General features: G+C 65.3%; 25 protein-coding genes. 10 read left to right on the top strand and 15 right to left on the bottom strand.

The window, feature by feature from the left end:
* Positions 1 to 219: 219 nt before the first annotated feature.
* The 6 genes from JN302_RS18995 to JN302_RS18970 all read left to right on the top strand — a co-directional run bounded on the left by JN302_RS18995 (position 220) and on the right by JN302_RS18970 (position 6,894).
* Positions 220 to 1,395 carry a CaiB/BaiF CoA transferase family protein gene (locus tag JN302_RS18995; RefSeq protein WP_202334065.1) on the top strand — a complete coding sequence of 392 codons (1,176 nt, stop codon included), beginning with the start codon at positions 220 to 222 and terminating at the stop codon, positions 1,393 to 1,395.
* Positions 1,392 to 3,041 (top strand): thiamine pyrophosphate-binding protein, encoded by a 1,650-nt coding sequence (locus JN302_RS18990; protein ID WP_202334064.1) that lies wholly within the window; start codon positions 1,392 to 1,394, stop codon positions 3,039 to 3,041. Before JN302_RS18995 ends, JN302_RS18990 begins: the two co-directional genes overlap by 4 nt.
* Positions 3,042 to 3,138: 97 nt before the next feature.
* Positions 3,139 to 3,879 (top strand): glycosyltransferase family 2 protein, encoded by a 741-nt coding sequence (locus JN302_RS18985; RefSeq protein ID WP_202334063.1) that lies wholly within the window; start codon positions 3,139 to 3,141, stop codon positions 3,877 to 3,879.
* Positions 3,876 to 4,208: a lipid-A-disaccharide synthase N-terminal domain-containing protein gene (locus tag JN302_RS18980; protein WP_446720736.1), complete on the top strand. Its 333-nt coding sequence runs from the start codon at positions 3,876 to 3,878 to the stop codon at positions 4,206 to 4,208. Before JN302_RS18985 ends, JN302_RS18980 begins: the two co-directional genes overlap by 4 nt.
* A gap of 3 nt (positions 4,209 to 4,211) precedes the next feature.
* The gene (locus JN302_RS18975) at positions 4,212 to 5,900 is read left to right on the top strand and encodes an ArnT family glycosyltransferase (RefSeq protein WP_244846509.1); all 1,689 of its coding nucleotides are present in this window, start codon (positions 4,212 to 4,214) and stop codon (positions 5,898 to 5,900) included.
* 31 nt (positions 5,901 to 5,931) lie between these two features.
* Entirely contained in the window at positions 5,932 to 6,894 is a 963-nt protein-coding gene (locus JN302_RS18970; protein ID WP_202334062.1) for an NAD-dependent epimerase/dehydratase family protein, read from the top strand.
* Between the two features lie 430 nt (positions 6,895 to 7,324).
* On the opposite strand, the gene JN302_RS18965 is transcribed toward JN302_RS18970, so the two are convergent.
* From JN302_RS18965 to pcaC, 4 genes are read right to left on the bottom strand one after another with little or no spacing between them, the layout of a single operon-like run.
* Positions 7,325 to 8,395 (bottom strand): 3-carboxy-cis,cis-muconate cycloisomerase, encoded by a 1,071-nt coding sequence (locus JN302_RS18965; protein WP_202334061.1) that lies wholly within the window; start codon positions 8,393 to 8,395, stop codon positions 7,325 to 7,327.
* A gap of 9 nt (positions 8,396 to 8,404) precedes the next feature.
* Positions 8,405 to 9,019, bottom strand: a complete 615-nt coding sequence (gene pcaG, locus JN302_RS18960; protein ID WP_202314168.1) for a protocatechuate 3,4-dioxygenase subunit alpha — start codon at positions 9,017 to 9,019, stop codon at positions 8,405 to 8,407.
* Positions 9,019 to 9,759 (bottom strand): protocatechuate 3,4-dioxygenase subunit beta, encoded by a 741-nt coding sequence (gene pcaH, locus JN302_RS18955; RefSeq protein WP_202334060.1) that lies wholly within the window; start codon positions 9,757 to 9,759, stop codon positions 9,019 to 9,021. The genes pcaG and pcaH overlap by 1 nt, the downstream gene beginning before the upstream one ends.
* Before the next feature lie 33 nt (positions 9,760 to 9,792).
* The gene (pcaC, locus tag JN302_RS18950; protein WP_202314165.1) at positions 9,793 to 10,200 is read right to left on the bottom strand and encodes a 4-carboxymuconolactone decarboxylase; all 408 of its coding nucleotides are present in this window, start codon (positions 10,198 to 10,200) and stop codon (positions 9,793 to 9,795) included.
* Between the two features lie 102 nt (positions 10,201 to 10,302).
* Here pcaC and pcaQ point away from each other — a divergent pair, with 102 nt between their 5' ends.
* Positions 10,303 to 11,226, top strand: coding sequence for a pca operon transcription factor PcaQ (pcaQ, locus tag JN302_RS18945; protein ID WP_202334059.1), 924 nt, complete (start codon positions 10,303 to 10,305; stop codon positions 11,224 to 11,226).
* On the opposite strand, the gene pobA is transcribed toward pcaQ, so the two are convergent.
* Positions 11,220 to 12,392 carry a 4-hydroxybenzoate 3-monooxygenase gene (gene pobA, locus JN302_RS18940; protein WP_202334058.1) on the bottom strand — a complete coding sequence of 391 codons (1,173 nt, stop codon included), beginning with the start codon at positions 12,390 to 12,392 and terminating at the stop codon, positions 11,220 to 11,222. The two genes, pcaQ and pobA, sit on opposite strands and share 7 nt — an antisense overlap.
* A 136-nt stretch (positions 12,393 to 12,528) precedes the next feature.
* Between pobA and JN302_RS18935 the strand changes: the two genes are divergently transcribed.
* Entirely contained in the window at positions 12,529 to 13,419 is an 891-nt protein-coding gene (locus JN302_RS18935; RefSeq protein ID WP_202334057.1) for a helix-turn-helix domain-containing protein, read from the top strand.
* On the opposite strand, the gene JN302_RS18930 is transcribed toward JN302_RS18935, so the two are convergent.
* From JN302_RS18930 to JN302_RS18905, 6 genes are all read right to left on the bottom strand, one after another.
* A complete protein-coding gene (locus tag JN302_RS18930) occupies positions 13,412 to 13,855 on the bottom strand; it encodes a CHRD domain-containing protein (protein WP_202314157.1) in 444 nt (147 codons plus the stop codon). The genes JN302_RS18935 and JN302_RS18930 overlap by 8 nt on opposite strands.
* Before the next feature lie 174 nt (positions 13,856 to 14,029).
* Complete coding sequence (locus tag JN302_RS18925) at positions 14,030 to 15,019, bottom strand: ABC transporter substrate-binding protein (protein ID WP_202334056.1); 990 nt, start codon at positions 15,017 to 15,019, stop codon at positions 14,030 to 14,032.
* 25 nt (positions 15,020 to 15,044) lie between these two features.
* Entirely contained in the window at positions 15,045 to 15,908 is an 864-nt protein-coding gene (locus tag JN302_RS18920) for an ABC transporter permease (RefSeq protein WP_202334055.1), read from the bottom strand.
* The gene (locus tag JN302_RS18915; RefSeq protein WP_202314150.1) at positions 15,905 to 16,834 is read right to left on the bottom strand and encodes an ABC transporter permease; all 930 of its coding nucleotides are present in this window, start codon (positions 16,832 to 16,834) and stop codon (positions 15,905 to 15,907) included. Before JN302_RS18915 ends, JN302_RS18920 begins: the two co-directional genes overlap by 4 nt.
* Before the next feature lie 5 nt (positions 16,835 to 16,839).
* The gene (locus JN302_RS18910) at positions 16,840 to 17,466 is read right to left on the bottom strand and encodes an endonuclease domain-containing protein (RefSeq protein ID WP_244743399.1); all 627 of its coding nucleotides are present in this window, start codon (positions 17,464 to 17,466) and stop codon (positions 16,840 to 16,842) included.
* Entirely contained in the window at positions 17,466 to 18,290 is an 825-nt protein-coding gene (locus JN302_RS18905; protein ID WP_202314859.1) for an ABC transporter ATP-binding protein, read from the bottom strand. The genes JN302_RS18910 and JN302_RS18905 overlap by 1 nt, the downstream gene beginning before the upstream one ends.
* 79 nt (positions 18,291 to 18,369) lie before the next feature.
* Here JN302_RS18905 and JN302_RS18900 point away from each other — a divergent pair, with 79 nt between their 5' ends.
* The gene (locus JN302_RS18900; protein WP_202314146.1) at positions 18,370 to 18,780 is read left to right on the top strand and encodes a cupin domain-containing protein; all 411 of its coding nucleotides are present in this window, start codon (positions 18,370 to 18,372) and stop codon (positions 18,778 to 18,780) included.
* A gap of 23 nt (positions 18,781 to 18,803) precedes the next feature.
* Here JN302_RS18900 and JN302_RS18895 read toward each other — a convergent pair whose 3' ends face one another.
* The 4 genes from JN302_RS18895 to JN302_RS18880 all read right to left on the bottom strand — a co-directional run bounded on the left by JN302_RS18895 (position 18,804) and on the right by JN302_RS18880 (position 23,455).
* Positions 18,804 to 19,193: a hypothetical protein gene (locus tag JN302_RS18895; RefSeq protein ID WP_202314144.1), complete on the bottom strand. Its 390-nt coding sequence runs from the start codon at positions 19,191 to 19,193 to the stop codon at positions 18,804 to 18,806.
* On the bottom strand, positions 19,194 to 20,645 hold the full coding sequence (gene hydA / locus JN302_RS18890) for a dihydropyrimidinase (protein ID WP_202314142.1): 1,452 nt from the start codon (positions 20,643 to 20,645) through the stop codon (positions 19,194 to 19,196). It lies immediately after the preceding gene.
* Between the two features lie 63 nt (positions 20,646 to 20,708).
* Positions 20,709 to 21,959 carry a Zn-dependent hydrolase gene (locus JN302_RS18885; RefSeq protein WP_202334342.1) on the bottom strand — a complete coding sequence of 417 codons (1,251 nt, stop codon included), beginning with the start codon at positions 21,957 to 21,959 and terminating at the stop codon, positions 20,709 to 20,711.
* Between the two features lie 167 nt (positions 21,960 to 22,126).
* A complete protein-coding gene (locus tag JN302_RS18880; RefSeq protein WP_202314138.1) occupies positions 22,127 to 23,455 on the bottom strand; it encodes an aspartate aminotransferase family protein in 1,329 nt (442 codons plus the stop codon).
* 239 nt (positions 23,456 to 23,694) lie between these two features.
* Here JN302_RS18880 and JN302_RS18875 point away from each other — a divergent pair, with 239 nt between their 5' ends.
* On the top strand, positions 23,695 to 24,330 hold the full coding sequence (locus JN302_RS18875) for a TetR family transcriptional regulator C-terminal domain-containing protein (RefSeq protein ID WP_202334054.1): 636 nt from the start codon (positions 23,695 to 23,697) through the stop codon (positions 24,328 to 24,330).
* Positions 24,331 to 24,567: the final 237 nt, after the last annotated feature.

Raw genomic sequence — 24,567 nt, 5'->3', positions numbered from 1 at the left:
ATATTGATTGGGCCTCAGTCGCCGGCGCGGCCCTTCCGGGCCGCCTGGCTTTCGCGCCAACGGGCGTGGGCCACGCAGTCGCGCGCTCCAGCGGTCGATTTCGTCGACCGCTGGTACCAGAAGCCGAGGATCCGCAGGCCTGGTCTACGCCATTTGCGGTGACAGCCAGCCGCGCTTTCTGCTAGTCACGGCGAGTTTTTGAGAAGCTCGGGCGAGATCATGGCTGAACCCCCCTTGAAAGGCATCCGCGTCATCGAACTGGCCCGTATCCTGGCCGGTCCCTGGGCGGGACAGCTTCTGGCCGATCTCGGTTGCGACGTCATCAAGGTGGAGAACCCGGAAGGTGGCGACGACACCCGCAAATGGGGACCGCCCTTCGTCAGGAGCCACGACGGAGAGAACCTTTCCGCCGCCTATTATCATTCCTGCAACCGCGGCAAGCGCTCGATCGCCATCGACTTCTCGACCCCGGAAGGCGCCGAGACGGTGCGCAGGCTGGTGGCGACAGCCGACGTGCTCATCGAGAACTTCAAGGTGGGCGGGCTCAGGAAATACGGGCTCGACTATGCCAGCCTGAAGGCCGTCAACCCCCGCCTCGTCTATTGCTCCGTCACCGGCTTCGGCCAGGACGGGCCCTATGCGCCCCGCGCCGGCTATGACTTCATCATCCAGGGCATGGCCGGCATGATGTCGATCACGGGCGAGCCGGGCCGCGAGCCGCAGAAGGCCGGCGTCGCGATCTCGGACATCTTCACCGGCCTCTATTCCGTCATCGCCATCCAGGCCGCGCTGCGCCACGCCGAGCACACCGGCCAGGGCCAGCATATCGACATGGCGCTGCTCGACACGCAGATGTCCGTGCTCGGCAACCAGAACCTCAACTATCTGGTGTCCGGCGTGTCGCCGGGGCAGATGGGCAACGCCCATATGAACATCGCGCCCTATGAGGTGCTGCCGGTAAAGGACGGCCACATCATCCTGGCGGTCGGCAATGACGGGCAGTTCCAACGCTTCTGCCAGATCGCCGGCCTGACCGGCCTGCCCGACGACCCCGACTTCGCGACCAACCCGGCCCGCGTCAGCAACCGCGCGCGGCTTCGCGAGCGCATCATCGCCAGCCTGCAAGAGCTCGAACGCGCCCCGTTGCTCGCCGAACTCGAAAAGGCCGGCGTTCCCGCAAGCCCGATCAACACGATCGGCCAGGCTTTCGCCGACCCGCAGGCGATCGCGCGCGGCATGCGCCTCGACCTCGACGACGGCCACGGCAACAAGCTGCCTTCGGTGCGCGCGCCGATGGTGATGTCCGAGACCCCCCTGGTTTACGAGCGGCCCTCGCCGCGGCTTGGCGAGCACACGGCCGAAATCCTTGCCGAACTGGAGAAAACCGGATCATGAAGACCGGCGGACAGCTCATCGTCGAAGCGCTCGAGGCCAACGGCGTCGACCGCATCTATTGCGTGCCGGGCGAAAGCTATCTCGCCGTGCTCGACGCTTTGCACGACTCGAGGATCAAGACCATCGTCTGCCGCCAGGAAGGGGGTGCGGCGATGATGGCCGACTGCCACGGCAAGCTGACAGGCCGGCCCGGAATCTGCTTCGTCACGCGCGGCCCCGGCGCCACCAACGCCTCGGCCGGCATCCATATCGCGATGCAGGATTCCACCCCGCTGATCATGTTCATCGGCCAGGTGGCGAGCCACGCCAGGGAGCGCGAGGCTTTCCAGGAGGTCAACTACCGTGCCTTTTTCGGCGACATCGCCAAATGGGCGACCGAAATCGACGACGCGGCCCGCATTCCCGAGATGGTGACCCGCGCCTTCGCGGTTGCGACATCGGGGCGGCCCGGCCCGGTCGTCATCTCGCTGCCCGAGGACATGCTGACCGCACTCGCCGATGCGCCCGACGCGCTGCCTTTCACGCCGGTCGAGACATCGCCGGGCGAGGCGGAGATGGCCAGGCTGGAAGAACTGCTCGCCAAGGCCAAGCGGCCCATCGCCATCCTCGGCGGCAGCCGCTGGAGCGCCGCCTCCGCCGCAGCCTTCCGCGAGGCCGCCGAGCGCTGGGCGCTGCCCGTCGGCTGCTCCTTCCGGCGCCAGATGCTGTTCGACCATCTCCATCCGAATTATGCCGGCGACATCGGCATCGGCCCCAATCCGAAGCTTGCCAATTACGTCAAGCAGGCCGATCTCGTGCTGCTGGTCGGCGGCCGTTTCGGCGAGATGCCGTCGTCCGACTACAGCCTGCTGAAGAGCCCCTACCCCGACCAGACGCTGGTGCATGTCCACGCCGATTCCGACGAACTCGGCCGCGTCTATCGTCCCGATCTGGCGATCAACGCCTCGCCGGAAGCGTTCGCCCATGCCTTCGCGCGGACGCGGCCCGGCAGCCGGCCGGCCTGGTCGGACGAGACCGCCCGGCTCCATGCCGCCTATATCGAATGGTCGACGCCGCCAGAGACCGGCCCGGGCCCCGTGCAGATGGGGCCGATCATGAGCTATCTGGAGACCGTGCTTCCCGATGACGCCATCATCGCCAACGGCGCCGGCAACTACGCGACCTGGATCCACCGCTTCCATCGCTTCCGGCGCTTCGGCACGCAGGCCGCCCCGACCTCCGGCTCGATGGGCTACGGCACGCCGGGAGCGGTCGCGGCCAAGGACCTCTTCCCCGACCGCCAGGTGATCGCCTTCGCCGGCGACGGCTGCTTCCTGATGAACGGCCAGGAATTCGCGACGGCCGTGCAATACGACCTCGCAATCGTCGTGATCGTCGTCAACAACGGCATCTACGGCACGATCCGGATGCATCAGGAGCGCGAATATCCGGGCCGGGTGGTCGCCACCGACCTCAAGAACCCCGATTTCGCCGCCCTTGCCCGCGCCTATGGCGGACATGGCGAGACGGTGGAGAAAACGGCAGATTTCGCGCCGGCCTTCGAACGGGCGCGGGCCAGCGGCAGGCCGGCGATCGTCGAGATCAGGCTCGATCCGGAGGCGATCACCCCGACGCGCACGCTCACCGACATCAGGGAGAAGCGCTGACGTAACCGTTATCCTCAGGGCCTAGCGAGATGAGCACCGGCGGTAGCCTCGCCGGAACTTCGGTGTTATGGAGGCCGCGATCGTCAGGAACCACCCTATGAACGCAGCGACTACGCCTGCCATCTCCATCGTCATCCCCTGCAAGAACGAAGCCGCCAACCTGTCCTTTCTCCTGGACGAGGTGGATGCGGCCCTTGCCGGGCGCGACTTCGAGGTGGTCGTGGTGGACGACGGCTCGACCGACGGCACCGGCGAAGCCCTGAAGAAGCGCATCGAGGCGGGTGCGGCGCATCTCAGGCACATCCGCCACGATCGCTCGGCCGGCCAGAGCGCGGCCGTTCGGTCGGGCGTCTTCGCCGCGCGCGGCGCGATCGTCGTGACCATGGACGGCGACGGGCAGAACGACCCCGTCTACCTGCCGAAGCTCGCCGACGCATTGAAGGTCGCGGGTCCATCCGCCGGCATTGCAGCCGGTCAGCGGCTGAAGCGCACCGACACCAAGCTGAAGCAGTTCTCCTCGCGCTTCGCCAACAATCTGCGCGAGGCGATCCTGCGCGACGGCACCCGCGATTCCGGTTGCGGGCTGAAGGCGGTGCATACCGACCTCTTCCGCCAGTTGCCCTATTTCGACGGCTGGCACCGCTATCTGCCGGCGCTTGTCCTGCGCGAGGGATACGGCGTCGTTCACATCGACGTGGTGGACCGCCAGCGCCGTCACGGCAAATCCAACTACGGCATCCTCGATCGGGGTCTGCGCGGCGCGCTCGACCTGTTCGGCGTCTGGTGGCTGCGCCGTCGCCGCAAGGTCGTGCCGACCGCAACGGAGATCCGGCCATGATGGATACGGCCACCCACCTTCTGACCTGGCTGCACACCGTCTTCATCGAGCAGTTCGACGCCTGGGTGCTGCTCGGTTTCCTGGCGCAGGGCATGTTCACCATGCGCTTCGTGGTGCAGTGGATCGCCTCGGAGCGCGCCAAGCGTTCGGTCGTGCCGATCGCCTTCTGGTTCTTCTCGCTGGGCGGCGGCTTCCTGCTGTTCATCTACGCGGTCAGCCGCCAGGATCCGGTGTTCATCGCCGGGCAAGGGCTCGGCCTGTTCGTCTATATCCGCAATCTCTGGCTGATCGCCAACGAGCATCGCTCGGCGATGACGAAGACGGACTGACCCTTGGCGGCGGGCGCGATCGACCACGGGGCAGCCTCCGGCAAGGGCCGGCTTTCGGCCCTGCTTTACCTGCTGCTCGCGGTATTCTGCCTGTTCGCCTTCGTGCCCGGTATCGCGGCGCTGCCGCCGACCGACCGCGACGAATCGCGCTTCATCCAGTCGTCGAAACAGATGGTCGAAAGCGGCGACTTCGTCGACATCCGCCTGCAGGACGAGCCGCGCTACAAGAAACCGGCCGGTATCTACTGGCTGCAATCGGCCGCCGTGCTCGCCAGCGGCCGGGGCGCGGATGCGCCGGTCTGGGTCTACCGCATCGTGTCGGTCGCCGGCGCGACGCTTTCCGTCCTGGCGCTGGCCTGGCTCGGCGCGCGCATGTTCGGCAATTCGGCCGGACTGATCGCGGGCTTCGGGCTCGCCGGCCTGCTGATGCTCGCCTTCGAGGCGCGCATCGCCAAGACCGACGCGACCCTTCTGGCGGCGGTGCTTTTCGCCCAAGGCGCGCTCGCCCATCTCTATCTCTGCCATAAGGAGGGCCGCACATCGGGCGTGGCCGCCTGGGTGTTCTGGATCGCGCAAGGCGCCGGCATCCTGATCAAGGGGCCGATCGCTCCGGCGATCAGCGCGCTGACGGTCGCGGCGGTCGTCATCCTAGACAAGGACCGTGCCTGGTTGAAAACGCTGAGGGCGGGCCCGGGCGTGCTGATCGCCCTGCTGGTCGCCGCTCCCTGGCTCGGCCTCATCACCTGGAAGAGCGGCGCCGCCTTCTGGCAGGAGGCAATCGGCCGCGACTTCCTGGGCAAGATCGGCTCGGGCCAGGAATCGCACGGCGCCCCGCCCGGCTATTATTTCCTGCTGTTCTCGCTCACCTTCTGGCCCTTCGCCGTTCCGGCGGTCAATGGCGGCCTCAATGCGCTCAACCGCTTCCGCACCGATCCGCGCCTGCTCTTCTGCCTCGCCTGGTACCTGCCCTATTGGATCGTGGTCGAGGTCATGCCCACCAAGCTGCCGCACTATATGCTGCCTGCCTACCCGGCGCTGCTCCTGCTGATGGCCTGGGCGCTGACCGACGGCAGCGCGACGCCGGCTACCCTGCGCCGGTGGCAGCTCTGGCTCTACCGCGCCACGGTCTTCGGCGCGGTGCTCGTCACCGTGCTGCTGGCGGCGGTGGCCGTCGCGGCCGTGCCTTACGTGGTTGGCACGATCTCCTGGTGGGGAATCCTTGCCGCACTTCTCATCCTCGTCACCGGCTGGCTCGCCTCCGGCATCCGACCGGCTCTTCCGCCGCTGCAGCGCACGGTTCTGGCGGCTGCCGGTGCAGCCGTCTCCATGGGCCTGCTCGCCGGCCTCGTCGCGCCGGCGCTGAAGCCGATCTGGCTGAGCCCCGAGATCGCCACGCAATTCAAGGCGGTGAAGCCCTGTCCAGACTCGCGCCTGATCTCGGCCGGCTATCACGAGCCGAGCCTCGTCTTCCTGGCAGGCACCCGCACGATGCTCACCGACGGCGCCACCGCAGCGGCCGAGCTCGGCAAGGACGCCTGCGCCGTTGCGCTCATCGCCGACGACCAGCTCGAAGCTTTCGACGGCGCGCTCACGGAAGGCATATCGAGCATCGAGGAGCTTGGCCGCGTGGAGGGAGTGAACTATTCCAAGGGCCACGAACGCATCCTGACCTTCTTCGGCAAGGCCCGCTAGAGCCAGTCAAAAGCCGCGATACGAGATGCCAATGAAAGTCCTGCTCACCGGCGCCGCCGGCTTCATCGGTTACCACACCGCCCGCCGGCTTCTCGAACGCGGCGACAGCGTGGTCGGCCTCGACAATGTCAACGACTATTATGCAATCGGCCTGAAGCAGGCGCGGCTGGCCGCGCTCGAACCATTTTCGGGCTTCCGTTTCGCGCGGGCCGACATCGCCGATCCCGCCGCCCTGGCAGCCCACGCCGAGGGCAACTTCGACGCGATCATCCACCTCGCGGCGCAGGCTGGCGTCCGGTATTCCGTCGAGAACCCTTACGCTTATGTCCACTCCAACGTGACCGGCCAGGTGGCGATCTTCGAGCTGGCGGCCAAGCTCGGCGGTCTGCCCGTCGTCTATGCCAGCTCGTCCTCGGTCTACGGCGCGAATGAGAAGGTGCCGTTCTCGGAGAGCGACCGCACCGACCATCCTGTATCGGTCTATGCCGCGACCAAGCGCGCCGGCGAGTTGCTCGCCCATGCCTACCGGGAAACGCGAGGGATTGCCGCCACGGGCCTGCGCTTCTTCACGGTCTATGGGCGTTACGGACGGCCCGACATGGCGCCCTGGCTGTTCACCGAGGCGATCCTCAAGGGCGAGACGATCTCGGTCTTCAACAATGGCGAGATGGAACGCGACTTCACCCATGTCTCCGACATCGCCGCCGGCGTCGTCGCGGCCGCCGACCGGATCGCGGCGAACCCCGCCGGCACCGCGCTGGTCTACAATCTCGGCAACAACAACCCGGTGAAGCTGATGGAATTCATCGCCGCGATCGAGCGCGCCGCGGGCCGCAAGGCCAGGATGGAGATGAAGCCGAAACCGGCCGGCGACGTGCTGCGCACCTATGCCGACATCGCGCTCGCCGAACGCGATCTCGGCTTCCGGCCTGTCACGAGGCTGGACGAAGGCATCACCGATTTCGTCGAGTGGTTCCGGGGGTATAACGGCTGAGGGTGCCGGATGTTGGAGGATTGCGGCTGGCCCCTCCCATGAAAGTAGCGTTGAGATCCGTTTGTTTCAGTCAGATAAGATAACGGCCACGCCGGGCTGAGCCCCTGCCATGAAAATAGGGCCGAAATCCTTTTGATTGCAGTCGGATTTGGCTTAGCCAGATACCCCTCTCTGTCCACCTGATATCTCCCCCACAAGGGGGGAGACTGGCCGGCCGCTTGGATTTCGCCAATCGTCGACGTTGCAGGGCGAGTGCCGTCATCGATGACAGCCAGTCTCCCCCCTTGTGGGGGAGATATCAGGTGGACAGAGAGGGGTGCGAAGACACGCGGCACTTTCATCCAGGATGGCGGCCGACGCCGGCCGGTAGTCTCATCCGGCTGCCGCCACCTTCTCCCAAAGGTTGCGACCCCGGCCTTAGCCGCTCCGCTCAGCGCTTGCCTTTGTCGGCGACGAACTCGATCGACGGAAGGAGCGCGGCAGCCGTGCGGAGCGCCGCGCCTGTTGCCACCACCATCTGCGGCAGAAGCATCCATTCCAGCGTCCAGGCCGCACCCGACCGCTCGTTCTCATGGACCAGCGACTGGTGCATGCCCGAGACCAGTGTGGCGTTGAACCGCGCCAGCGCGACCAGCACCTCGGCGCCGACGGGATTGACCTTGTGCGGCATCGCCGACGAGCCGCCGCCCGAGGCGAGCCTGATCTGGCCGACCTCGCTTTGCGCCATCAGCGCAATGTCCTGCCCCATCTTGCCGAGGCTGCCGGAGAGAAGCGACAGGAAGGAAGCGAGTTCGGCAAATCCGTCGCGCTCGGAATGACGCGCCCTCGACAGGGCACGAAGGCCGAGCCACACGGCCACCTCCTCGGCCACCTCCGCTCCCTTGTCTCCGAGTTTTTCCAGCGTTCCGGCGGCGCCACCAAAATGCAGTACGCCGACCTGGTCGCGTATCGCGACGAGCCGGCTGCGATGGCGGACCAGCGGATCGCGCCAGCTCTCGATCATGCGCGATGCGGCCACCGGGATCGCGGCCTGCATGCGGGTATGAGCCATGACAGGCACCTTGCCCTGCCTGTCATCCAGCCCGGCCAAGGCCTCGATCAGCCCGTCGATCCTGTCGGCAAGAATGTCGAGAGCGGGCAGCAGCCGCAGCACGAGACCGGTATCGATCGCATCCTGGCTGGTGGCGCCGAAATGCACATGTGCCCCGTGGGGCTGCCCGACCGCCTGTCGCAATTGTCGAACCAGTTCGGGTACGACGACGCCGTCGCGCGCTGTCTCTTCCGCCAGCCTGGGGAGATCAGGCTCGAAGGCGACCAGCGCATCGGCGATCGCCCTGCCCGCGGCAACCGGAATGACACCCTCGGCTGCCTCGCCCTCCGCCAGCGCCGTCTCGAAACGCACCAGCGCCGCGATCTCCGCCTCGATAGAAAACTGCCTGGCGACCTCATCGTCACCGAGAAGGCCGGACAGGAAGGGATGCTCGAACGGAGTAATCGCCATCAGAATCCGTCAGATATCGAAAAAGACCGTTTCCTTGTCGCCCTGGAGATGGATGTCGAAGACATAGGCGTCGTCCTTCAGCGGCGCGATCAGGGTCGGCACGCGCACCTTGTGCTCGATGCGCTGCAGCACCGGATCCTCGGCATTGGCCTTCTCCTCGTCGCCGAAATACATGCGGGTATGGAGGCCGAGATTGATGCCGCGCGCCACGATCCAGAAGGTGACATGCGGGGCCATAGGCCGGCCGTCGCGGAAGGGCACCCGGCCGGGCTTGATCGTCTTGAACACGAACTCGCCGGTATCCATGTCGGAGGCGCAACGCCCCCAACCGGTGAAGTTCGGATCCGCCGTGCCGCGCATCTCGGATGGGCTGTTGTAGAGCCCGTCGGCATCGGCCTGCCAGATCTCGATCAGCGAATCCTTCAGCGGCGTGCCGGAGCCGTCGATGACACGCGACCGGATGGTGATCCGCTCGCCCTTGGTCTTGTCGTTGACGAGGCTGGCGCCGAGATCGGCGTCGTAGACGCCGCCAATGCCGCAGAAATTCGGGGTGAGCCCGATATGGACATAGGGTCCGGCCGTCTGGGATGCCGTCTCCTTGAGGCGGTTGAGCGATTGCACCATCAGTTCCCCTCCAGGCGGTTCTCGAACAGCGTCGAACGGCGGCCGCGCAGCACGATATCGAACTTGTAGGCCCGCGCATCCATGGGAATGGTGGCTTCCATGTCGAGCGGCGCGATCAGCGCCTCGATCGCCTCGCGGCTCGGTATGGTGCGCACGATCGGGCACTTCCAGATCAGCGGGTCGCCCTCGAAATACATCTGCGTGATCAGCCGCTGCGCGAAACCGTGGCCGAAGATCGAGAAATGGATATGGGCCGGGCGCCAGTCGTTGACGCCGTTCGGCCAAGGATAGGGACCGGGCTTGATGGTGCGGAACGTATATGAGCCGTCCTCGCCGGTGACGGTGCGGCCGCAGCCGCCGAAATTGGGGTCGAGCGGCGCGAAATACTGGTCTTTCTTGTGGCGGTAGCGCCCGCCGGCATTGGCCTGCCAGAATTCGAGCAGCGCGCCCGGCACGCCCTTGCCGCGCTCGTCCAGAACCCGGCCGTAGACGATGATGCGTTCGCCGATGGCGCTTTCGCCCGGCCTGGCGAAATTGTGGATCAGATCGTCGTCCAGTTCGCCCAGCATATTGTGGCCGAAGACCGGGCCGGTGATCTCGCTGATCGTGTTGTCGAGCGAGAGCAGCGCCTTTTGCGGAGAGCGCAGGACGGAGGTCTTGTACCATGGCGTATAGGCCGGCGGATGCCAGTCGCGGTCGCGCTGGAAGAAGGAACCCGTTTCGGGCCGCTGGTTGGACATGATTTCCCTCCCGTCAGCTACTCTACGTCGATCTCAACGACCGCCGGCACTCTCGTCCGCCACCTCGGCGAGCGCCTGCCTGGCAACCTTTATCGCATGATTGGCCGCCGGCACACCGGCATAGATTGCCACATGAAGCAGCGCCTCGCGAATATCATCCGGCGTCGCGCCGGTATTGGCGGTCGCCCGCACATGCATCGCCACCTCGTCATGGTGGCCGAGTGCCGCCAGAAGCGCGATCGTCACCATCGAGCGCTCGCGTTTGGTCCAGTTGGGCCGAGACCAGACATGGCCCCATGCGGCCTCGGTGATCAGATCCTGGAAAGGCTCGTCGAACGCGGTCTTCGCGGCCTGCGCCCTGTCGACGTGGGCCGCACCCAGAACCGCCCGGCGGGTCTCCATCCCCTCGCGGTAGCGTTCCGATTTTCCTGCCTCGTCCATCCGTCTTCTCCTCGTCGTGCAGCCGAGTGAAACACGCTGCATCAGTTAAGAAAAATACTGTTTTTCGCGATATTCATAATCATTGTGGTATGATTTTCCGTCATGCAAATCAAAATTCGTCATATCTCGACCTTCCTCGAAGTGGCGCGCACCGTCAGCGTCGGCAAGGCGGCGGCAGTGCTCAACGTGTCGCAGCCGGCGGTCACCCGCACGATCCGGGAGCTGGAAGAGGCGCTCGGCTCCGCGCTGGTCGAGCCCGACGGCCGCGGCATAAAACTGACCGCGGCCGGCGAGGAGTTCCGTCGGCACGCCGGCCTCGGCATGGCGGCCCTGCGCCAGGGCGTCGATACGCTGAGACGGGGCGCGGCCAGCCTTTCCCCGCCCTTGCGGGTCGGCGCCTTGCCGACGGTGTCGGCCCGCATCATGCCGAAGGCGGCCCGCAGGTTCCTCGAACAGTCGCCGGACGGGCGGCTGAAGATCGTCACCGGCGAGAACGCCGTACTGCTCCAGCAACTGGCCGGCGGCGAGCTCGACCTCGTCGTCGGCCGGCTGGCCGCGCCGGAAAGCATGATCGGCCTCACCTTCGAGCATCTCTACTCCGAGCAGGTGCTGTTCGTCGTGCGGCCCGGTCATCCATTGCTGGCACGCGACCCGTTCGACCTCGCGGAGCTTTCGCGTTTCACCGTGCTGATGCCGACGGCGGCTTCCGTCATCCGACCGTTCGTCGACCGCTTCCTGATAGCCCACGGCCTGCCCGAGGCAGGCGCGCGGATCGAAAGCGTCTCGGATTCCTTCGGCCGCGCCTTCGTGCGCGAGAGCGACGCGGTGTGGATCATCTCCGAAGGGGTGGTTGCCAACGATGTCGCGGCCGGACATCTCGCCGTGCTGCCCATCGACACCTCGGAGACGCGTGGCGCCGTCGGCCTCACGATGCGCGCCGATGCCGAGCGCCCCCTGCCGCTGGCGATGCTGATCAAGGCGATCCGGGCGGCCTGTCCTCCCACAGGACCGGCGGGCGTTCAGTAGGGCAGGCCCACATAATTCTCCGCGAGCGCCGTCGATGCGGCGCGCGAATGGAAGAGGTAGTCGAGCTCGGCCTCCTGGATCTTCTGGCCGAAGGCGCCGGTCTCGGGGAATTTGTGCAGCGTGCTCGTCATCCACCAGGAAAAGCGCTCCGCCTTCCAGACGCGCGCCAGCGCCTTCTGCGAATAGGCGTCGATGCCGGCGGACGAACGATCTGCATAGAACTCGCGCAGGCCGTCGAAGAGGTATCGCACGTCGCTGGCCGCAAGGTTGAGACCCTTGGCGCCGGTCGGCGGCACGATATGGCCGGCATCACCCACCAGGAACAGGCGCCCGAAGCGCAGCGGCTCGGCGACGAAGGAGCGCAGCGGCGCGATCGACTTCTCGATCGACGGGCCCGTCGTCATCTGCTCGGCTGTCGCGGCCGGCAGCCGCGACCTGATCTCGTCCCAGAAACGGGTGTCGGACCAATCATCCACCTTGTCGTCGAGCGAGCATTGCACATAGTAGCGGCTGCGCGTGTGTGAGCGCATGGAGCAGAGCGCGAAGCCGCGCGGGTGGTTGGCATAGATCAGCTCTTCGCCGACCGGCGGCACCTCGGCGATGATGCCCAGCCAGCCGAACGGATAGGCACGCTCGTAGAGTTTGATTGCCGTCTCCGGCACCGATTTGCGCGAAATCCCGTGATAGCCGTCGCAGCCGGCGATGAAGTCGCAGTCGATGCGGAACGTCGCCCCGTCCTTCTTGTAGGTCACATAGGGCCGTTCGCCGTCGAAACCGTGCGGGGCGACATCGGCCGCTTCATAGACCGTGGCGCCGCCGGTGGCCGCGCGCTTGTCCATCAGGTCGTGCGTTACCTCGGTCTGGCCGTAGATCATGACGCGCTTGCCGCCGGTCAGCCCGAACAGATCGACCCGGTGGCGGCGGCCGTCGAAGGCCATGTCGAAACCATCATGCGGCAGGCCCTCGCGACGCATTCGCTCGCCGGCGCCGGCCTCGTCGAGCATGGCAGTCGTGCCTTCCTCGAGCACGCCGGCGCGGATGCGCGCCAGAACATGCTCCTGCGACGAACGCTCCAGGATAATGTTGTCGATGCCGTCATTGGTAAGCAGTTGGCCGAGCAGCAGCCCTGACGGACCGGAGCCTATGATGACGACCTGAGTGCGCATTTTATCCTCCCGGCGAGCAGTCTTGTGCGCCAAGCGGCGCTTCATCCGGCCTCAGGATGCGCCTGCATCGCCGTGCCGCCAATAGACATTCCCGGCACTCTCTTGCACAATCCGATCATCGAACCGGACCAGGCCGTTGAGAAGCAGCATCCCGACATTCCGCCTCTACGGCGAATCCCGCAACGAAACCGCCGGTCTGTGGCTGCACTGCGAGACGATTCCGGAGCGGAGCCGGCTGCATGGCTGGGAGATCCGTCCTCACCGCCATGAGACCTTCTTCCAGGTTTTGCACATTTCGAGCGGCTCGGGCGAAGCCTTGGTCAATGGCCGCTACCGGCCGTTCGAGCATTCCACGGCGATCTTCGTCCCACCCGGGGAGGTGCACGGCTTCCGTTTCTCGAGGGACATCGAGGGTTTTGTCCTCACCGCGCTGAGCGACCGCCTGACGGCACCGATGCGCTCCAGCACCGCGATCACGGCTTTCGCGGACAAGGCTCGCCTCATCCGGCTCGCCTCCGATACGGCACCAGCCCGCGACGTCGTCGACACCATCGCGCGAATCCACGCCGAGCTCGACGGCCATGGGGCCGGCCGCATGGTGCTGCTCGAGGCACTGGTCGCCGGGCTGATCGTGGCGCTCATGCGGGCCGACGGGCCGGCACTGGCACGCGAACATCCCAACGAACGCGACGCCAGCCGGATCGCCGCGCTCTATGATCTCGTCGCCGCGCATTTCCGCGAGCGTCGCCCGGTGAGCTTCTATGCCGCGGAGCTCGGCCTGTCGGACGCTCATCTCAACCGCATCTGCCGGGCCGGAACCGGCGGTAGCGTGCAGGCGCTCGTCAATGCACGCCTTGTCGAGGCCGCGACCCGCGACCTGATCTTCACGCCGACACCGGTGCAGGGCATCGCCTACAGCCTCGGCTTCTCGGATCCGGCCTATTTCAACCGCTTCTTCCGCAAGCAGACCGGCAGGACGCCTGGAGCGCTCCGTGCGTCGGAACGCCCTGCCCTGGCTGCTACATAGCTTTCTCGACCTGTCCGCGGATTTCGCCGCCCTGGTGCGCGGCAGTATGGATGTTGAGGTAGTATCTTCCGGCCAGCAGATCGGCCGCCTGCGCATCGGTCAGCGTCGCCTCGCCCTTGATCGGGCTGGCGAGATCGCCCTGCAGCGGGACGGCGACATCGGCATTCGCGCCCTTGTCGGCCGGTCCATGGAAATGCGCGGCCGCCGCCGGGCCGCTCAGGCCCGAATAATCGACCGTCCAGTCGAGCTTCTTCGTCTCCGTGTCGAACGTCAGTTCGGCCATGCCCTTGCCGTCGGTCTCAACGGGAGGCGACTCCTGGGCGCCGTCGAGCATCGCGGCGAGCTTGACGCTTTCCGCCAGGAGCGGCGACGAAACGAGCAGCAGGGCCGAGACGGCCATGCCGGCCACCACGGGCATGCGAGAGAAGGGATGCATGAGATCCTCCACGATTGCGCCGGAAACCTCCGGCCGGGCGCGGCAAGACGCCGCTACCATGCAACGAACGGCTGAGCATCCGAAATGTTTCCTGTATCCGCTCCAACGCGAAAGGGGCGGTCGCCCGCCCCTTCCCTTGCGCTTCGGTTTCGGATCGCGTCCGACGCGTTGCGGCTACTTCAGCGCCTTGTCGGTGACCTCGTACGTGAAGGCGCCTTCCGGCTCCTTGCTGATGACAGGATCCGAGCCGCCCTTCAGCAGGGTGGCGACGGTGCGCTTGTAGTCGGCGTCGTCGAGCGCGCCGTTCGACCCGGCGGTCAGCTTGGCGATCTCACCCATCATGCGCTTCTGGTGCTCTTCCGTCTGGGCGCCGGTCGCGTCGTTGTCGAGCACGATCATGGCCGCTTCGTCCGGGTTCTGCTCCGCATATTTCCAGCCCTTCATCGAGGCGCGGACGAAGCGCACCATCTTGTCGACGAAGGCAGGGTCCTTGAGCTTGTCCTCCAGAACATAGATGCCGTCTTCGAGGGTCGCGACGCCCTGGTCCTCATACTTGAAGGTGATGAGGTCCTCCGGCTTGATGCCGGCATCGATGACCTGCCAGTACTCGTTATAGGTCATGGTCGAGATGCAGTCGGCCTGCTTCTGCAGCAGCGGGTCGACGTTGAAGCCCTGCTTCAGCACGGTCACGCCGTCGGGACCGCCGTCGGTCTTGATGCCGAGCGTGCTCATCCATGACAGGAACGGATATTCGTTGCCGAAGAACCAGACGCCGAGCGTCTTGCCCTTGAAGTCCTCGGGCTTGGTGATGCCGGTGTCCTTGCGGCAGGTGAGCATCATGCCCGAGGACTTGAACGGCTGGGCGATGTTGACGAGCGGCACGCCCTTTTCGCGAGTGGCGAGTGCCGAGGGCATCCAGTCGATGATGACATCGGCGCCACCGCCGGCCAGCACCTGGGGCGGAGCGATGTCGGGGCCGCCCGGCTTGATGTCGACGTCGAGATTCTCCTCCTCGTAGAAGCCCTTTTCCTGGGCGACATAGTAGCCGGCGAACTGGGCCTGTGTGACCCATTTCAGCTGCAGCGTGACCTTGTCGGCCGCAAGCGCCTGGATCGCCGCGAGCGACATCGCGCCGGCCAGCAGTGAGACGATCATTTTCTTCATTCTTCCCGTTCCCTCTGAAGTTCGCCTATCCACCACGGACAGACGGATGCCAGAACGTCGCCGCCCGTTCGATCAGGGCGACCACGCCATAGAAGACAGAACCCGCAAGTGCTGCAACCGCGATTTCCGCCCACACCATGTCGATATTCATCCTGCCCACTTCCGTCGAGATGCGGAAGCCCATGCCGACGATCGGGGTGCCGAAGAACTCGGCGACGATGGCGCCGATAAGGGCGAGCGTCGAATTGATCTTCAGGGCGTTGAAGATGAAGGGGGCTGCGGCCGGCAGCCGCAGTTTGAACAGGGTCTGCCAGTAGCCGGCGGCGTAGGTGCGCATGAGATCGCGCTCCATGGCGCTTGCCGCGGCAAGCCCCTGCACCGTGTTGACCAGCATGGGGAAGAAGGTCATCACCACGACGACGGCCGCCTTGGACGGCCAGTCGAAGCCGAACCACATGACGAGGATCGGCGCGATGCCGATGACGGGCAGCGCCGACACGAAATTGCCGAGCGGCAGCAGGCCGCGCTGCAGGAAGGGCGAGCGGTCGATCAGGATCGCCACGATGAAACCGGAGCCGCAGCCCAGCACATAGCCGATCAGCACCGCCTTGAGGAATGTCTGGCGGAAATCGGCGGCCAGCACCGGAAGCGAGGTGAGGATGCGTTGCCAGATCATCGAGGGCGGCGGCAGGAGCACCGAAGGGATGTTGAAACCCCGCACGATGCCCTCCCACAGCACCAGGATGGTGACGCCGAAGAGAAGCGGCACGGCAAGCCGCGTCGCCCGCGCGACGAGGCGGTTTTGCGGCTCGAGCCGGACCAGCCATTCATTGACCGCCCAGGCGGCGATCCAGAAAGCCAGCGCGCCGAAGACGATTTCGGTTCTCATGCCATGCCCATGCGCTTGAGGACCAGCCGGTGCAGCAGGCCGACGATCGACACCAACACCGCCGCGATCGCCGCGGCGGCGAAAAGCGCGGCCCAGATCTGCACCGTCTGCCCATAGTAGGAGCCGGCGAGCAGCCGCGCACCGAGCCCCGCGACCGCACCGGTCGGCAGTTCGCCGACAATGGCGCCAACGAGGCTGATCGCCACCGCGACCTTCATCGAGGTGAAGAGGTATGGCATGGAACTCGGCCAGCGCAGTTTCCAGAAGGTCTGGCTGCGGCTGGCACTATAGGTGTGCATCAGGTCGAGTTGGATCGGCTCGGGGCTGCGCAGCCCCTTCACCATTCCGACGACGACGGGGAAGAAGGACAGATAGGTCGAGATCAGCGCCTTGGGCACAAGGCCCGAAAGGCCGATGGCGTTCAGCACCACGATGATCATCGGCGCGATCGCAAGGATCGGAATGGTCTGGCTGGCGATGATCCAGGGCATCACCGACCGGTCCATCGCCCGGTTATGCACGATGAAGACCGCAAGCACGATGCCGAGCAGGGTGCCCATGGCGAAACCGAGCAAGGTGGAGGAGAGCGTCACCCAGCCGTGATAGACGAGGCTGCGCTTGGAAGTCGGCGCGGTCTGAACAGTGGTCTTCCAAAGCTCCTCGACCACCTGCAGCGGCGACGGCAGCACCGGCCGATCCTGGTGCAGCGTGTCGCGCACCAGCCCGGCCATGGTCCATTGCGTGCCGTCTTTCTGGTAGACGTCGAGCTGCCAGGGCGCGTTGAGATAGACGGCGAAGCCGTACCAGAGCACCACCAGCGCCGCGACGACGATGAGCACGGGGCCGGTGTGGCCGGCAAGAATGCGCGACGCCAGCGATGGGGTGCGGGCATCGGCAGATGCTGAGACGTCTGAGATCGTCACCATCCCCCTCACCCGACCTCCGCGGAGCCTGTCCTCGGGCTTGCCGGAGGCAAGACCCGTGGGCTCCGGCCACCCTCTCCCCGCTGGGGAGAGGAAGGAGTTTCGTTCTGCTGCGTCTCCGGATTGGCGCGTGCAGCTTTTGTGTGCTGTCGAGGGCGACCGGCTTGGGCCTCCTCTCCCCTCGGGGAGAGGGTGGCCGGAGCCCACGGGTCTTGCCTCCGGCAAGCCCGAGGACAGGCTCCGCGGAGGTCGGGTGAGGGGGACCGCGCAAGCCGATCCTCCAATGCGGCAAGTATTGTATCCAGCACCGCTCTCTGTTCGCGAAGGACCTCGTGATTCCAGAATCGCAGAACGGAATAGCCGTGAGCGTTCAGGAATCGTGTCCGGATATCGTCGCGAGCCGACTCGGAATGCTGTCCGCCGTCGAGTTCGATCACCAACAGCCTCTCGCGGCACACGAAATCGACGAAATACCGTCCGATCGGGATCTGCCGCGAAAACTTGTATCCGTTCAGTCTTCGACTTCGCAACTCGCCCCAGAGCCGATATTCCGGCTCGGTATCGTCCTGGCGCAATTGTCGGGCGCGTACGGTTGCACCATCTCGCCTCTTGGTAACATGGTCGGCCACGGGCATCATTCCTCGTACGAATGCCCCGCTCTCAGCCCGTCGCGCACGCGGGCTGCGATCGCCAGGAATTCCGGCGTCTCGCGGATGTCGAGCGGGCGTTCGGGCGGCAGCGTCGATTCGATGACGTCGGTGACCCGGCCCGGCCGCGGGGACATCACCACGATGCGCGTCGACAGATAGACCGCTTCGGGGATGGAGTGGGTCACGAAGCAGATCGTCTTGTTCGTGCGGGCCCAGAGCGCCAGCAGGTGCTCGTTCAGATGGTCGCGCACGATCTCGTCGAGCGCGCCGAAGGGTTCGTCCATCAGAAGCAGGTCGGCGTCGAATGCCAGCGCCCGCGCGATCGAGGCGCGCTGCTGCATGCCGCCGGAAAGCTGCCAGGGATATTTGTTCTCGAAGCCGGCCAGATTGACCATTTCCAGCGTGCTCTTGATGCGGGCCTTCTGCTCCACCCGGGGGATGCCCATGATCTCGAGCGGCAGGGCGACGTTGCGCTCGATGGTGCGCCATGGATAAAGCGCGGCCGCCTGGAACACATAACCATAGGCCCGCCTCTCGCGCGCCTGTTCGGGCGACATGCCGTTCACCGAGATCGTGCCCGATGTCGGCTTCTCCAGATCCGCGATCACCCGCAGGAAGGTGGTCTTGCCGCAGCCCGACGGGCCGATGAAGGAAACGAATTCGCCCTTGCGGATCGTCAGATCGACGTCCGCCAGGGCCTGGACCGGCCCGTCGCTGGTCCTGAACGTCAGGCCGAGCCCGCGGGCGGCGACCACATCCGGGCCGTTGCCGGTGGCTGTCCCGGACTGGGGCTTCGTCCTGCCCGCCATTGCGGTATCGCTATTGGGCATGTCGGTGCTTCCGGTTATTGTGCGGTCCTTGCGGAACCGGGATCAGGGATGAACTGATATGTCCTCCACCGCCAAGCCGAGCTGCAGCGTCGTTCGCGCGCGCCACAGCTATGACGGCAAGCAGGGGCTCAGCTACTTCGAAGGCATCGCGACCGAGACGGTCGGCTCCACCGGCCTTTGCATGCATGTCGTGACGATTCCTCCCGGCGCCCGGGCCAAGGCGCATCTGCACGAAGCCCATGAATCGGCAGTCTACGTGCTCTCCGGCGAAGCCCGCACCTGGTATGGCGAGCGGCTGGAGCAGTTTGCGGACATGAAGGCCGGCGACATGATGTATATTCCAGCCGGCGTGCCGCATCTGCCTGCGAACCTTTCCGACGCGCCCTGCACGGCCGTCATCGCTCGCACCGACCCGCGTGAGCAGGAAAGCGTGGTGCTGCTGCCCGAACTCGACGCCTTGGCGCGGTAGACGAACCATTCGGAACCGATCGTTCAGGAGCATGGCTTCACCTCGCCCCACAGACCGCCGTTGCCGTCGGAGATGGTCAATGCCGACGGATCATCCGCGCTGGGACCGACACTGAGCATGCGCACAACCTTACCCTCGTGCCCTTCCTCGTCGCAGAGGCCTGTCAGCACGCGCGATCCGTCCTTCGCCGGAAGCGACTGCACGAACTCGCAGGAACTGGCATAGGCGTCGATGCCGTCGGGCCGCAACAGCAGGAAGTCGTCGGTGTCGACCTGCTCGCCGCGCCCGACCTTGCAGCCGTTCTCGTTGCCATAGGGCATCTTTGCGATGTCCAGCCCCTGTGCCACCGACGCGGCGACAATCCCTGCGTTGAGGCACGCCGCCGCGATCGCCGCGAAAGCTGCCGCCCGCATTCAAACCCCCGTTGCGGGAATGCCTGTCCGTTCGACCTTGCGCGGCGCCACGAGTTCCTTCCAGGTCGACAGCGCCCGGTTCACCGCGCCATGCGGCTCACGCGCGACGAATTCGCCATGACCGGGTCTGGTCTTCACAGCGGCCTCCTCGATCGCGAGTTCGCCGCGCGAGAACACGAAGCGCGGCAGGCCGGTCACCTCGAAGCCCTCGAAGACATTGTAGTCGATGACAGATTGCTGCTTCCCGGCCGAGATCGTCTTCTTGCGCTTCGGGTCCCAGACGATGAGATCGGCGTCGGCGCCTTCGACGATCGCTCCCTTCCTCGGATACATGTTGAGGATCTTTGCGATGTTGGTCGACGTCACCGCGACGAACTCGTTCATGGTCAGGCGGCCGGTATTGACGCCCCTTGTCCACAGCACCGGCAGCCGGTCCTCCAGCCCGCCCGTGCCGTTGGGGATCTTGGTGAAGTCACCGACGCCGAAGCGCTTCTGCTCGGTGGTGAAGGCGCAATGATCGGTGGCGACGACCTGGAGCGACCCGGCCTGCAGGCCGGCCCACAGCGAATCCTGATGCAGCCTGTTGCGGAAGGGCGGGCTCATCACGCGCCGCGCCGCATGGTCCCAGTCCTTGTTGAAATATTCGGTCTCGTCGAGGGTAAGGTGCTGGACCAGCGGCTCGCCAAAGACGCGCATGCCCTTCTGGCGGGCCCGGCGGATCGCCTCATGCGACTGCTCGCAGGAGACATGCACGACATAAAGCGGCGCGCCCGCCATGTCGGCGATCATGATGGCGCGGTTGGTCGCCTCGCCCTCCACCTCCGGCGGACGCGAATAGGCATGCGCCTCGGGCCCGTTATTGCCTTCGGCCAGCAGCTTCTGCTGGAGCTGGGCGACGACGTCGCCGTTCTCGGCGTGGACGAGCGGCAGGGCGCCGAGGGCCGCGCAGCGCTGGAACGACGAATACATCTCGTCGTCATTGACCATCAGCGCGCCCTTGTAGGCCATGAAATGCTTGAACGAGGTGATGCCCTTGTCGACGACGTCGGCCATCTCGTTGAACACCTGCTCGCCCCACCAGGTGATCGCCATGTGGAAGGAGTAGTCGCAGGACGCCTTCGACGTCTTGTTGTCCCACATGGTCAGCGCCTCGAGCAGCGACTGGCCGGGCGACGGCAGGCAGAAGTCGACGACCATGGTCGTGCCGCCCGACAGCGCTGCGCGGGTGCCGCTTTCGAAATCGTCGGCCGAATAGGTGCCCATGAAGGGCATTTCGAGATGGGTGTGGGGGTCGATGCCCCCCGGCATCACATAGCAGCCGGTAGCGTCGAACTCGTGGTCGGCATGCAGGTCGTGGCCGATGCCGACGATCTTGCCGTGCTGGATGAGCACGTCGGCCTTCCACGTCCGGTCGGCGGTGACGATGGTGCCGTTCCTGATGACTTTGGTCATTTATTCGTTCCCTTGTTTCGTCGCGATTTTGGCTTCGCGTTGGATTGGTTCGGTGGCTTCGGATCACTCCACGATTTCGGCTGTCTCCACCACGGCATGGAACAGGACGTCGGCGCCGGCGGCCGCCCATTCCTTGGAAATCTCCTCGGCCTCGTTGTGCGACAAGCCGTCGACGCAAGGGCACATGATCATCGACGTCGGCGCGACGCGGTTGACCCAGCAGGCGTCGTGGCCCGCGCCGGCGATGATGTCGCGATGCGAATAGCCGAGCCTAACGGCCGCGTCGCGGACCGCCTTCACGCAATCCTTGTCGAAGGTGACGGGGTCGAAATGGCCGACCTGTTCGATCTCGTATTCGATGTCGAGCGCCTCGCAGATCGTGTCGACGCCTTCGCGGATGCGGGCATCCATCGCGTCGAGCACTTCCTTCTCCGGCGCCCGGATGTCGATGGTGAAGACCGTCTTTCCCGCGATGATGTTGCGCGAGTTGGGATAGACCTCCATATGGCCGATCGCGCCGACTGCATCGGGCTGGTAGTCCATCGCCACCTCGTGCACGAGTTCGGTGACGCGGGCCATTCCGAGGCCGGCATTGCGCCGTTTCGGCATCGGCGTCGAGCCGGTATGGCTCTCCTTGCCGGTCAGCGTGACCTGCAGCCATTTGAGTCCCTGGCCATGGGTGACGACGCCGATGTCGATGCCCTCGTCCTCGAGGATCGGGCCCTGCTCGATATGCAGTTCGAAATAGGCCTTCATCTTGCGGGCGCCAACCGGCTCGTCGCCCTTCCAGCCGATACGCACGAGCTCGTCGCCAAAGCGCTTGCCCTTGGCGTCCTTACGGTCATATGCCCAGTCGAGTTCGTGGATGCCGGCGAAGACGCCTGAGGCCAGCATAGGCGGCGCGAAGCGGGTGCCTTCCTCGTTCGTCCAGTTGGTGACCACGATCGGGTGCTTTGTCCGGATGCCGAGATCGTTGAGCGAGCGGACGACCTCCAGTCCACCCAGCACACCCAGCACGCCGTCATATTTGCCGCCGGTCGGCTGCGTATCGAGATGGCTTCCGACGTAGACCGGCAAGGCCTCCGGATCGGTACCTTCCCGGCGCGCGAACATGGTGCCCATCTGGTCGACGCCCATCTCGAGGCCCGCCGCCTCGCACCATTTCCTGAAGAGGCTGCGGCCCTCGCCGTCCTCGTCGGTCAATGTCTGGCGATTGTTGCCGCCGGCAACGCCGGGGCCGATCTTCGCCATTTCCATCAGCGAATCCCACAAACGGTCTGAATTGATTCGCAGATTCTTGCCGGGGGCGGTCATGTGCAGTCCTCTCATTCAATGTCCATGCGGGATGCCGGCGGTTCCCGACGCCGTCATCCCGTTCGAGCCGAAGCCCTGTCGCATCCCGCCGAGGATCGCGCGATCCAAGCTCGATGCGTCGTTTCAAAATCCTAGGCGTCTCTACGCCCGAGGGGACGCATGACGCCCTATTCGATCAGTCTCAGCACCTCGCGCACATGGTCGATCAGTTCGTTGATCTGGCCCTTGGTGATGATCAGCGGCGGCGACAGCGCGATGATGTCGCCGGTGGTGCGGATCAGCGCGCCGCGCTCGAAGGCCTTCACGAAGGCGGAGAAGGCACGCTTGGTCGGCTGGCCGGCGATCGGCTGCAGCTCGATCGCGCCGATCAGGCCGATGTTCCTGATGTCGATGACATGCGGCTCGCCCTTCAGCGAATGCAGCGCCTCTTCCCAATAGGGCGCGAGTTCCGCGCCGCGTGTGAGCAGCCCTTCTTCCTTGTAGGTGTCGAGCGTGCCGAGCGCCGCCGCGCAGGCGATCGGATTGCCCGAATAGGTGTAGCCGTGGAAGAACTCGATCAGATGTTCCGGCCCGTTCATGAAGGCGTCGTGGATCTCCTTCTTCACGAACACCGCGCCCATCGGGATGACGCCGTTGGAGACGCCCTTGGCGGTGGTGATGATGTCGGGGGTGACGCCGAAATAGTCGGCCGCGAACGGCGTGCCGAGACGGCCGAAGCCGGTGATGACTTCGTCGAAGATCAAGAGGATGCCGTGCTTGTCGCAGATCTCCCGCAGCCGCTTGAGATAGCCCTTCGGCGGGATGAGCACACCGGTCGAACCGGCCACCGGCTCGACGATGACGGCCGCGACGGTCGAGGCGTCGTGCAACGCGATGATACGCTCCAGATCGTTGGCGAGTTCGACGCCGTGCTCAGGCTCGCCACGGGTGTAGGCGTTCTTCTCGGGCAGGTGGGTGTGGGGCAGATGGTCGACGCCGGTGAGCAGCGTGCCGAACATCTTGCGGTTGCTGACGATGCCGCCGACGGAAATGCCGCCGAAATTGACGCCGTGATAACCGCGCTCGCGGCCGATCAGGCGGAAACGCGAGCCGTCGCCCTTCGCGCGATGATAGGCGATCGCCATCTTGAGCGCGGTGTCGACCGATTCGGAGCCGGAATTGGTGAAGAAGACGTGGTCCATGCCGGCGGGCGCGACGTCGACAAGGCGATTCGCCAGCTCGAATACGATCGGATGGCCCATCTGGAAGGCCGGCGCGTAATCGAGTTCACCGGCCTGGTTGCGGATCGCCTCGGTGATCCTGGGCCGGCAATGGCCGGCATTGACGCACCAAAGACCGGCCGTGCCGTCGAGGATCTGGCGGCCGTCGCTGGCCGTGTAGTGCATGTCCTTGGCACCGACCAGCATGCGTGGCGCCTGCTTGAATTGCCTGTTTGCCGTGAAGGGCATCCAGAATGCACTGAGATCGTTCGGCGTGACTGTCAGCCGGTTGGACATGACCAAGCTTTCCTTTCGGTTCTCTCGTTTCGGTGCGGCCAACGCTTGGTCTTCGGCGCAGTTTCTGCTACGCAATTTTTGACCGGTTGGACAAAGGTTAACACCGCTGCATGGGCGGTCAAGGGAATAGTACCGGAAATGCCGGATAGAAGGCGCGCTCCACAGTCGGCGAGAAACTGGTCCAGTCCATTGGGCCACAGAACCCCGGCTAGACACGGCGCCCAGAGGGAGAGGTGACGATGGATGCCCCCACGCAGCGGCGCCGGACCCGTATCCAGCAGGAGAAGCGGGAACTGATCCTGGAGGCAGCGCTCGAGGTGTTTTCCGCGCATGGCTTTCGTGGCGCGACGATCGATCAGATCGCCGACGCGGCCGGCATGTCGAAGCCCAACCTGCTCTACTATTTCCGCAACAAGGAAGACATCCACGAGACGCTGCTCGAGCGCCTGCTCGAGACGTGGCTGGCGCCGCTGCGCGAGCTCGACGATATCGGCGACCCGATGACGGAGCTCAGGAGCTACATCCGCCGCAAGCTGGAGATGGCCCGCGACTTTCCGCGCGAAAGCCGGCTGTTCGCCAACGAGATCATCCAGGGCGCCCCGCGCATCGGGCCGATGCTGGAAGGCGAGTTGCGCACGCTCGTCGACGAGAAGGCCGAGGTGATCAAGGGGTGGATGCGGGCCGGCAAGATCGCACGCACCGATCCCTGGCATCTCATCTTCTCGATCTGGGCAACGACCCAGCATTATGCCGATTTCGACACCCAGGTGCGCGCCGTGCTCGGCCCCGACCGCGGCGGCGACGGCCGCTTCGAGGACGCCGCACGATTTCTGGAGCAGCTTTTCGTCGAGGGCCTCAAGCCGAAGGCGAACTGACCGCCGCGCCGGTGGTCCCTTTTCGGCGCGCTTCTAAGCAGACATTCCTTGGCAAGCCAACGAATGGTCTGCTTAGGCCTTTGTTTTGTCGCAGATTCTTGTCGGAAAACCGTGGGACACTTTTCCGGAATCTGCTTAGGCCGTGAATTCCCCAGGTGAAGCCGGCCGTCGGCATTCCAATCAACGAGGCGATGGATCGCGGACCTCGCTCCACGGTCGTATTGACATTGTAGATAC

It is taken from the genome of Mesorhizobium sp. L-8-3 (assembly GCF_016756615.1).
Lineage (GTDB): Bacteria > Pseudomonadota > Alphaproteobacteria > Rhizobiales > Rhizobiaceae.
The sequence above is the reverse complement of the archived record's forward strand: the minus strand, read 5'-3'. Positions and strand labels throughout refer to the sequence as shown.

Excerpts from the sequence above, each read along its gene's own strand:
- JN302_RS18995 (WP_202334065.1), top strand. The coding sequence starts at position 220 with ATGGCTGAACCCCCCTTGAAAGGCATCCGCGTCATCGAACTGGCCCGT.
- JN302_RS18990 (WP_202334064.1), top strand. The coding sequence starts at position 1,392 with ATGAAGACCGGCGGACAGCTCATCGTCGAAGCGCTCGAGGCCAACGGC.
- JN302_RS18985 (WP_202334063.1), top strand. The coding sequence starts at position 3,139 with ATGAACGCAGCGACTACGCCTGCCATCTCCATCGTCATCCCCTGCAAG.
- JN302_RS18980 (WP_446720736.1), top strand. The coding sequence starts at position 3,876 with ATGATGGATACGGCCACCCACCTTCTGACCTGGCTGCACACCGTCTTC.
- JN302_RS18970 (WP_202334062.1), top strand. The coding sequence starts at position 5,932 with ATGAAAGTCCTGCTCACCGGCGCCGCCGGCTTCATCGGTTACCACACC.
- JN302_RS18965 (WP_202334061.1), bottom strand. The coding sequence starts at position 8,395 with ATGGCGATTACTCCGTTCGAGCATCCCTTCCTGTCCGGCCTTCTCGGT.
- pcaG (WP_202314168.1), bottom strand. The coding sequence starts at position 9,019 with ATGGTGCAATCGCTCAACCGCCTCAAGGAGACGGCATCCCAGACGGCC.
- pcaH (WP_202334060.1), bottom strand. The coding sequence starts at position 9,759 with ATGTCCAACCAGCGGCCCGAAACGGGTTCCTTCTTCCAGCGCGACCGC.
- pcaC (WP_202314165.1), bottom strand. The coding sequence starts at position 10,200 with ATGGACGAGGCAGGAAAATCGGAACGCTACCGCGAGGGGATGGAGACC.
- pcaQ (WP_202334059.1), top strand. The coding sequence starts at position 10,303 with ATGCAAATCAAAATTCGTCATATCTCGACCTTCCTCGAAGTGGCGCGC.
- pobA (WP_202334058.1), bottom strand. The coding sequence starts at position 12,392 with ATGCGCACTCAGGTCGTCATCATAGGCTCCGGTCCGTCAGGGCTGCTG.
- JN302_RS18930 (WP_202314157.1), bottom strand. The coding sequence starts at position 13,855 with ATGCATCCCTTCTCTCGCATGCCCGTGGTGGCCGGCATGGCCGTCTCG.
- JN302_RS18925 (WP_202334056.1), bottom strand. The coding sequence starts at position 15,019 with ATGAAGAAAATGATCGTCTCACTGCTGGCCGGCGCGATGTCGCTCGCG.
- JN302_RS18920 (WP_202334055.1), bottom strand. The coding sequence starts at position 15,908 with ATGAGAACCGAAATCGTCTTCGGCGCGCTGGCTTTCTGGATCGCCGCC.
- JN302_RS18915 (WP_202314150.1), bottom strand. The coding sequence starts at position 16,834 with ATGGTGACGATCTCAGACGTCTCAGCATCTGCCGATGCCCGCACCCCA.
- JN302_RS18910 (WP_244743399.1), bottom strand. The coding sequence starts at position 17,466 with ATGCCCGTGGCCGACCATGTTACCAAGAGGCGAGATGGTGCAACCGTA.
- JN302_RS18905 (WP_202314859.1), bottom strand. The coding sequence starts at position 18,290 with ATGGCGGGCAGGACGAAGCCCCAGTCCGGGACAGCCACCGGCAACGGC.
- JN302_RS18900 (WP_202314146.1), top strand. The coding sequence starts at position 18,370 with ATGTCCTCCACCGCCAAGCCGAGCTGCAGCGTCGTTCGCGCGCGCCAC.
- JN302_RS18895 (WP_202314144.1), bottom strand. The coding sequence starts at position 19,193 with ATGCGGGCGGCAGCTTTCGCGGCGATCGCGGCGGCGTGCCTCAACGCA.
- hydA (WP_202314142.1), bottom strand. The coding sequence starts at position 20,645 with ATGACCAAAGTCATCAGGAACGGCACCATCGTCACCGCCGACCGGACG.
- JN302_RS18885 (WP_202334342.1), bottom strand. The coding sequence starts at position 21,959 with ATGACCGCCCCCGGCAAGAATCTGCGAATCAATTCAGACCGTTTGTGG.
- JN302_RS18880 (WP_202314138.1), bottom strand. The coding sequence starts at position 23,455 with ATGTCCAACCGGCTGACAGTCACGCCGAACGATCTCAGTGCATTCTGG.
- JN302_RS18875 (WP_202334054.1), top strand. The coding sequence starts at position 23,695 with ATGGATGCCCCCACGCAGCGGCGCCGGACCCGTATCCAGCAGGAGAAG.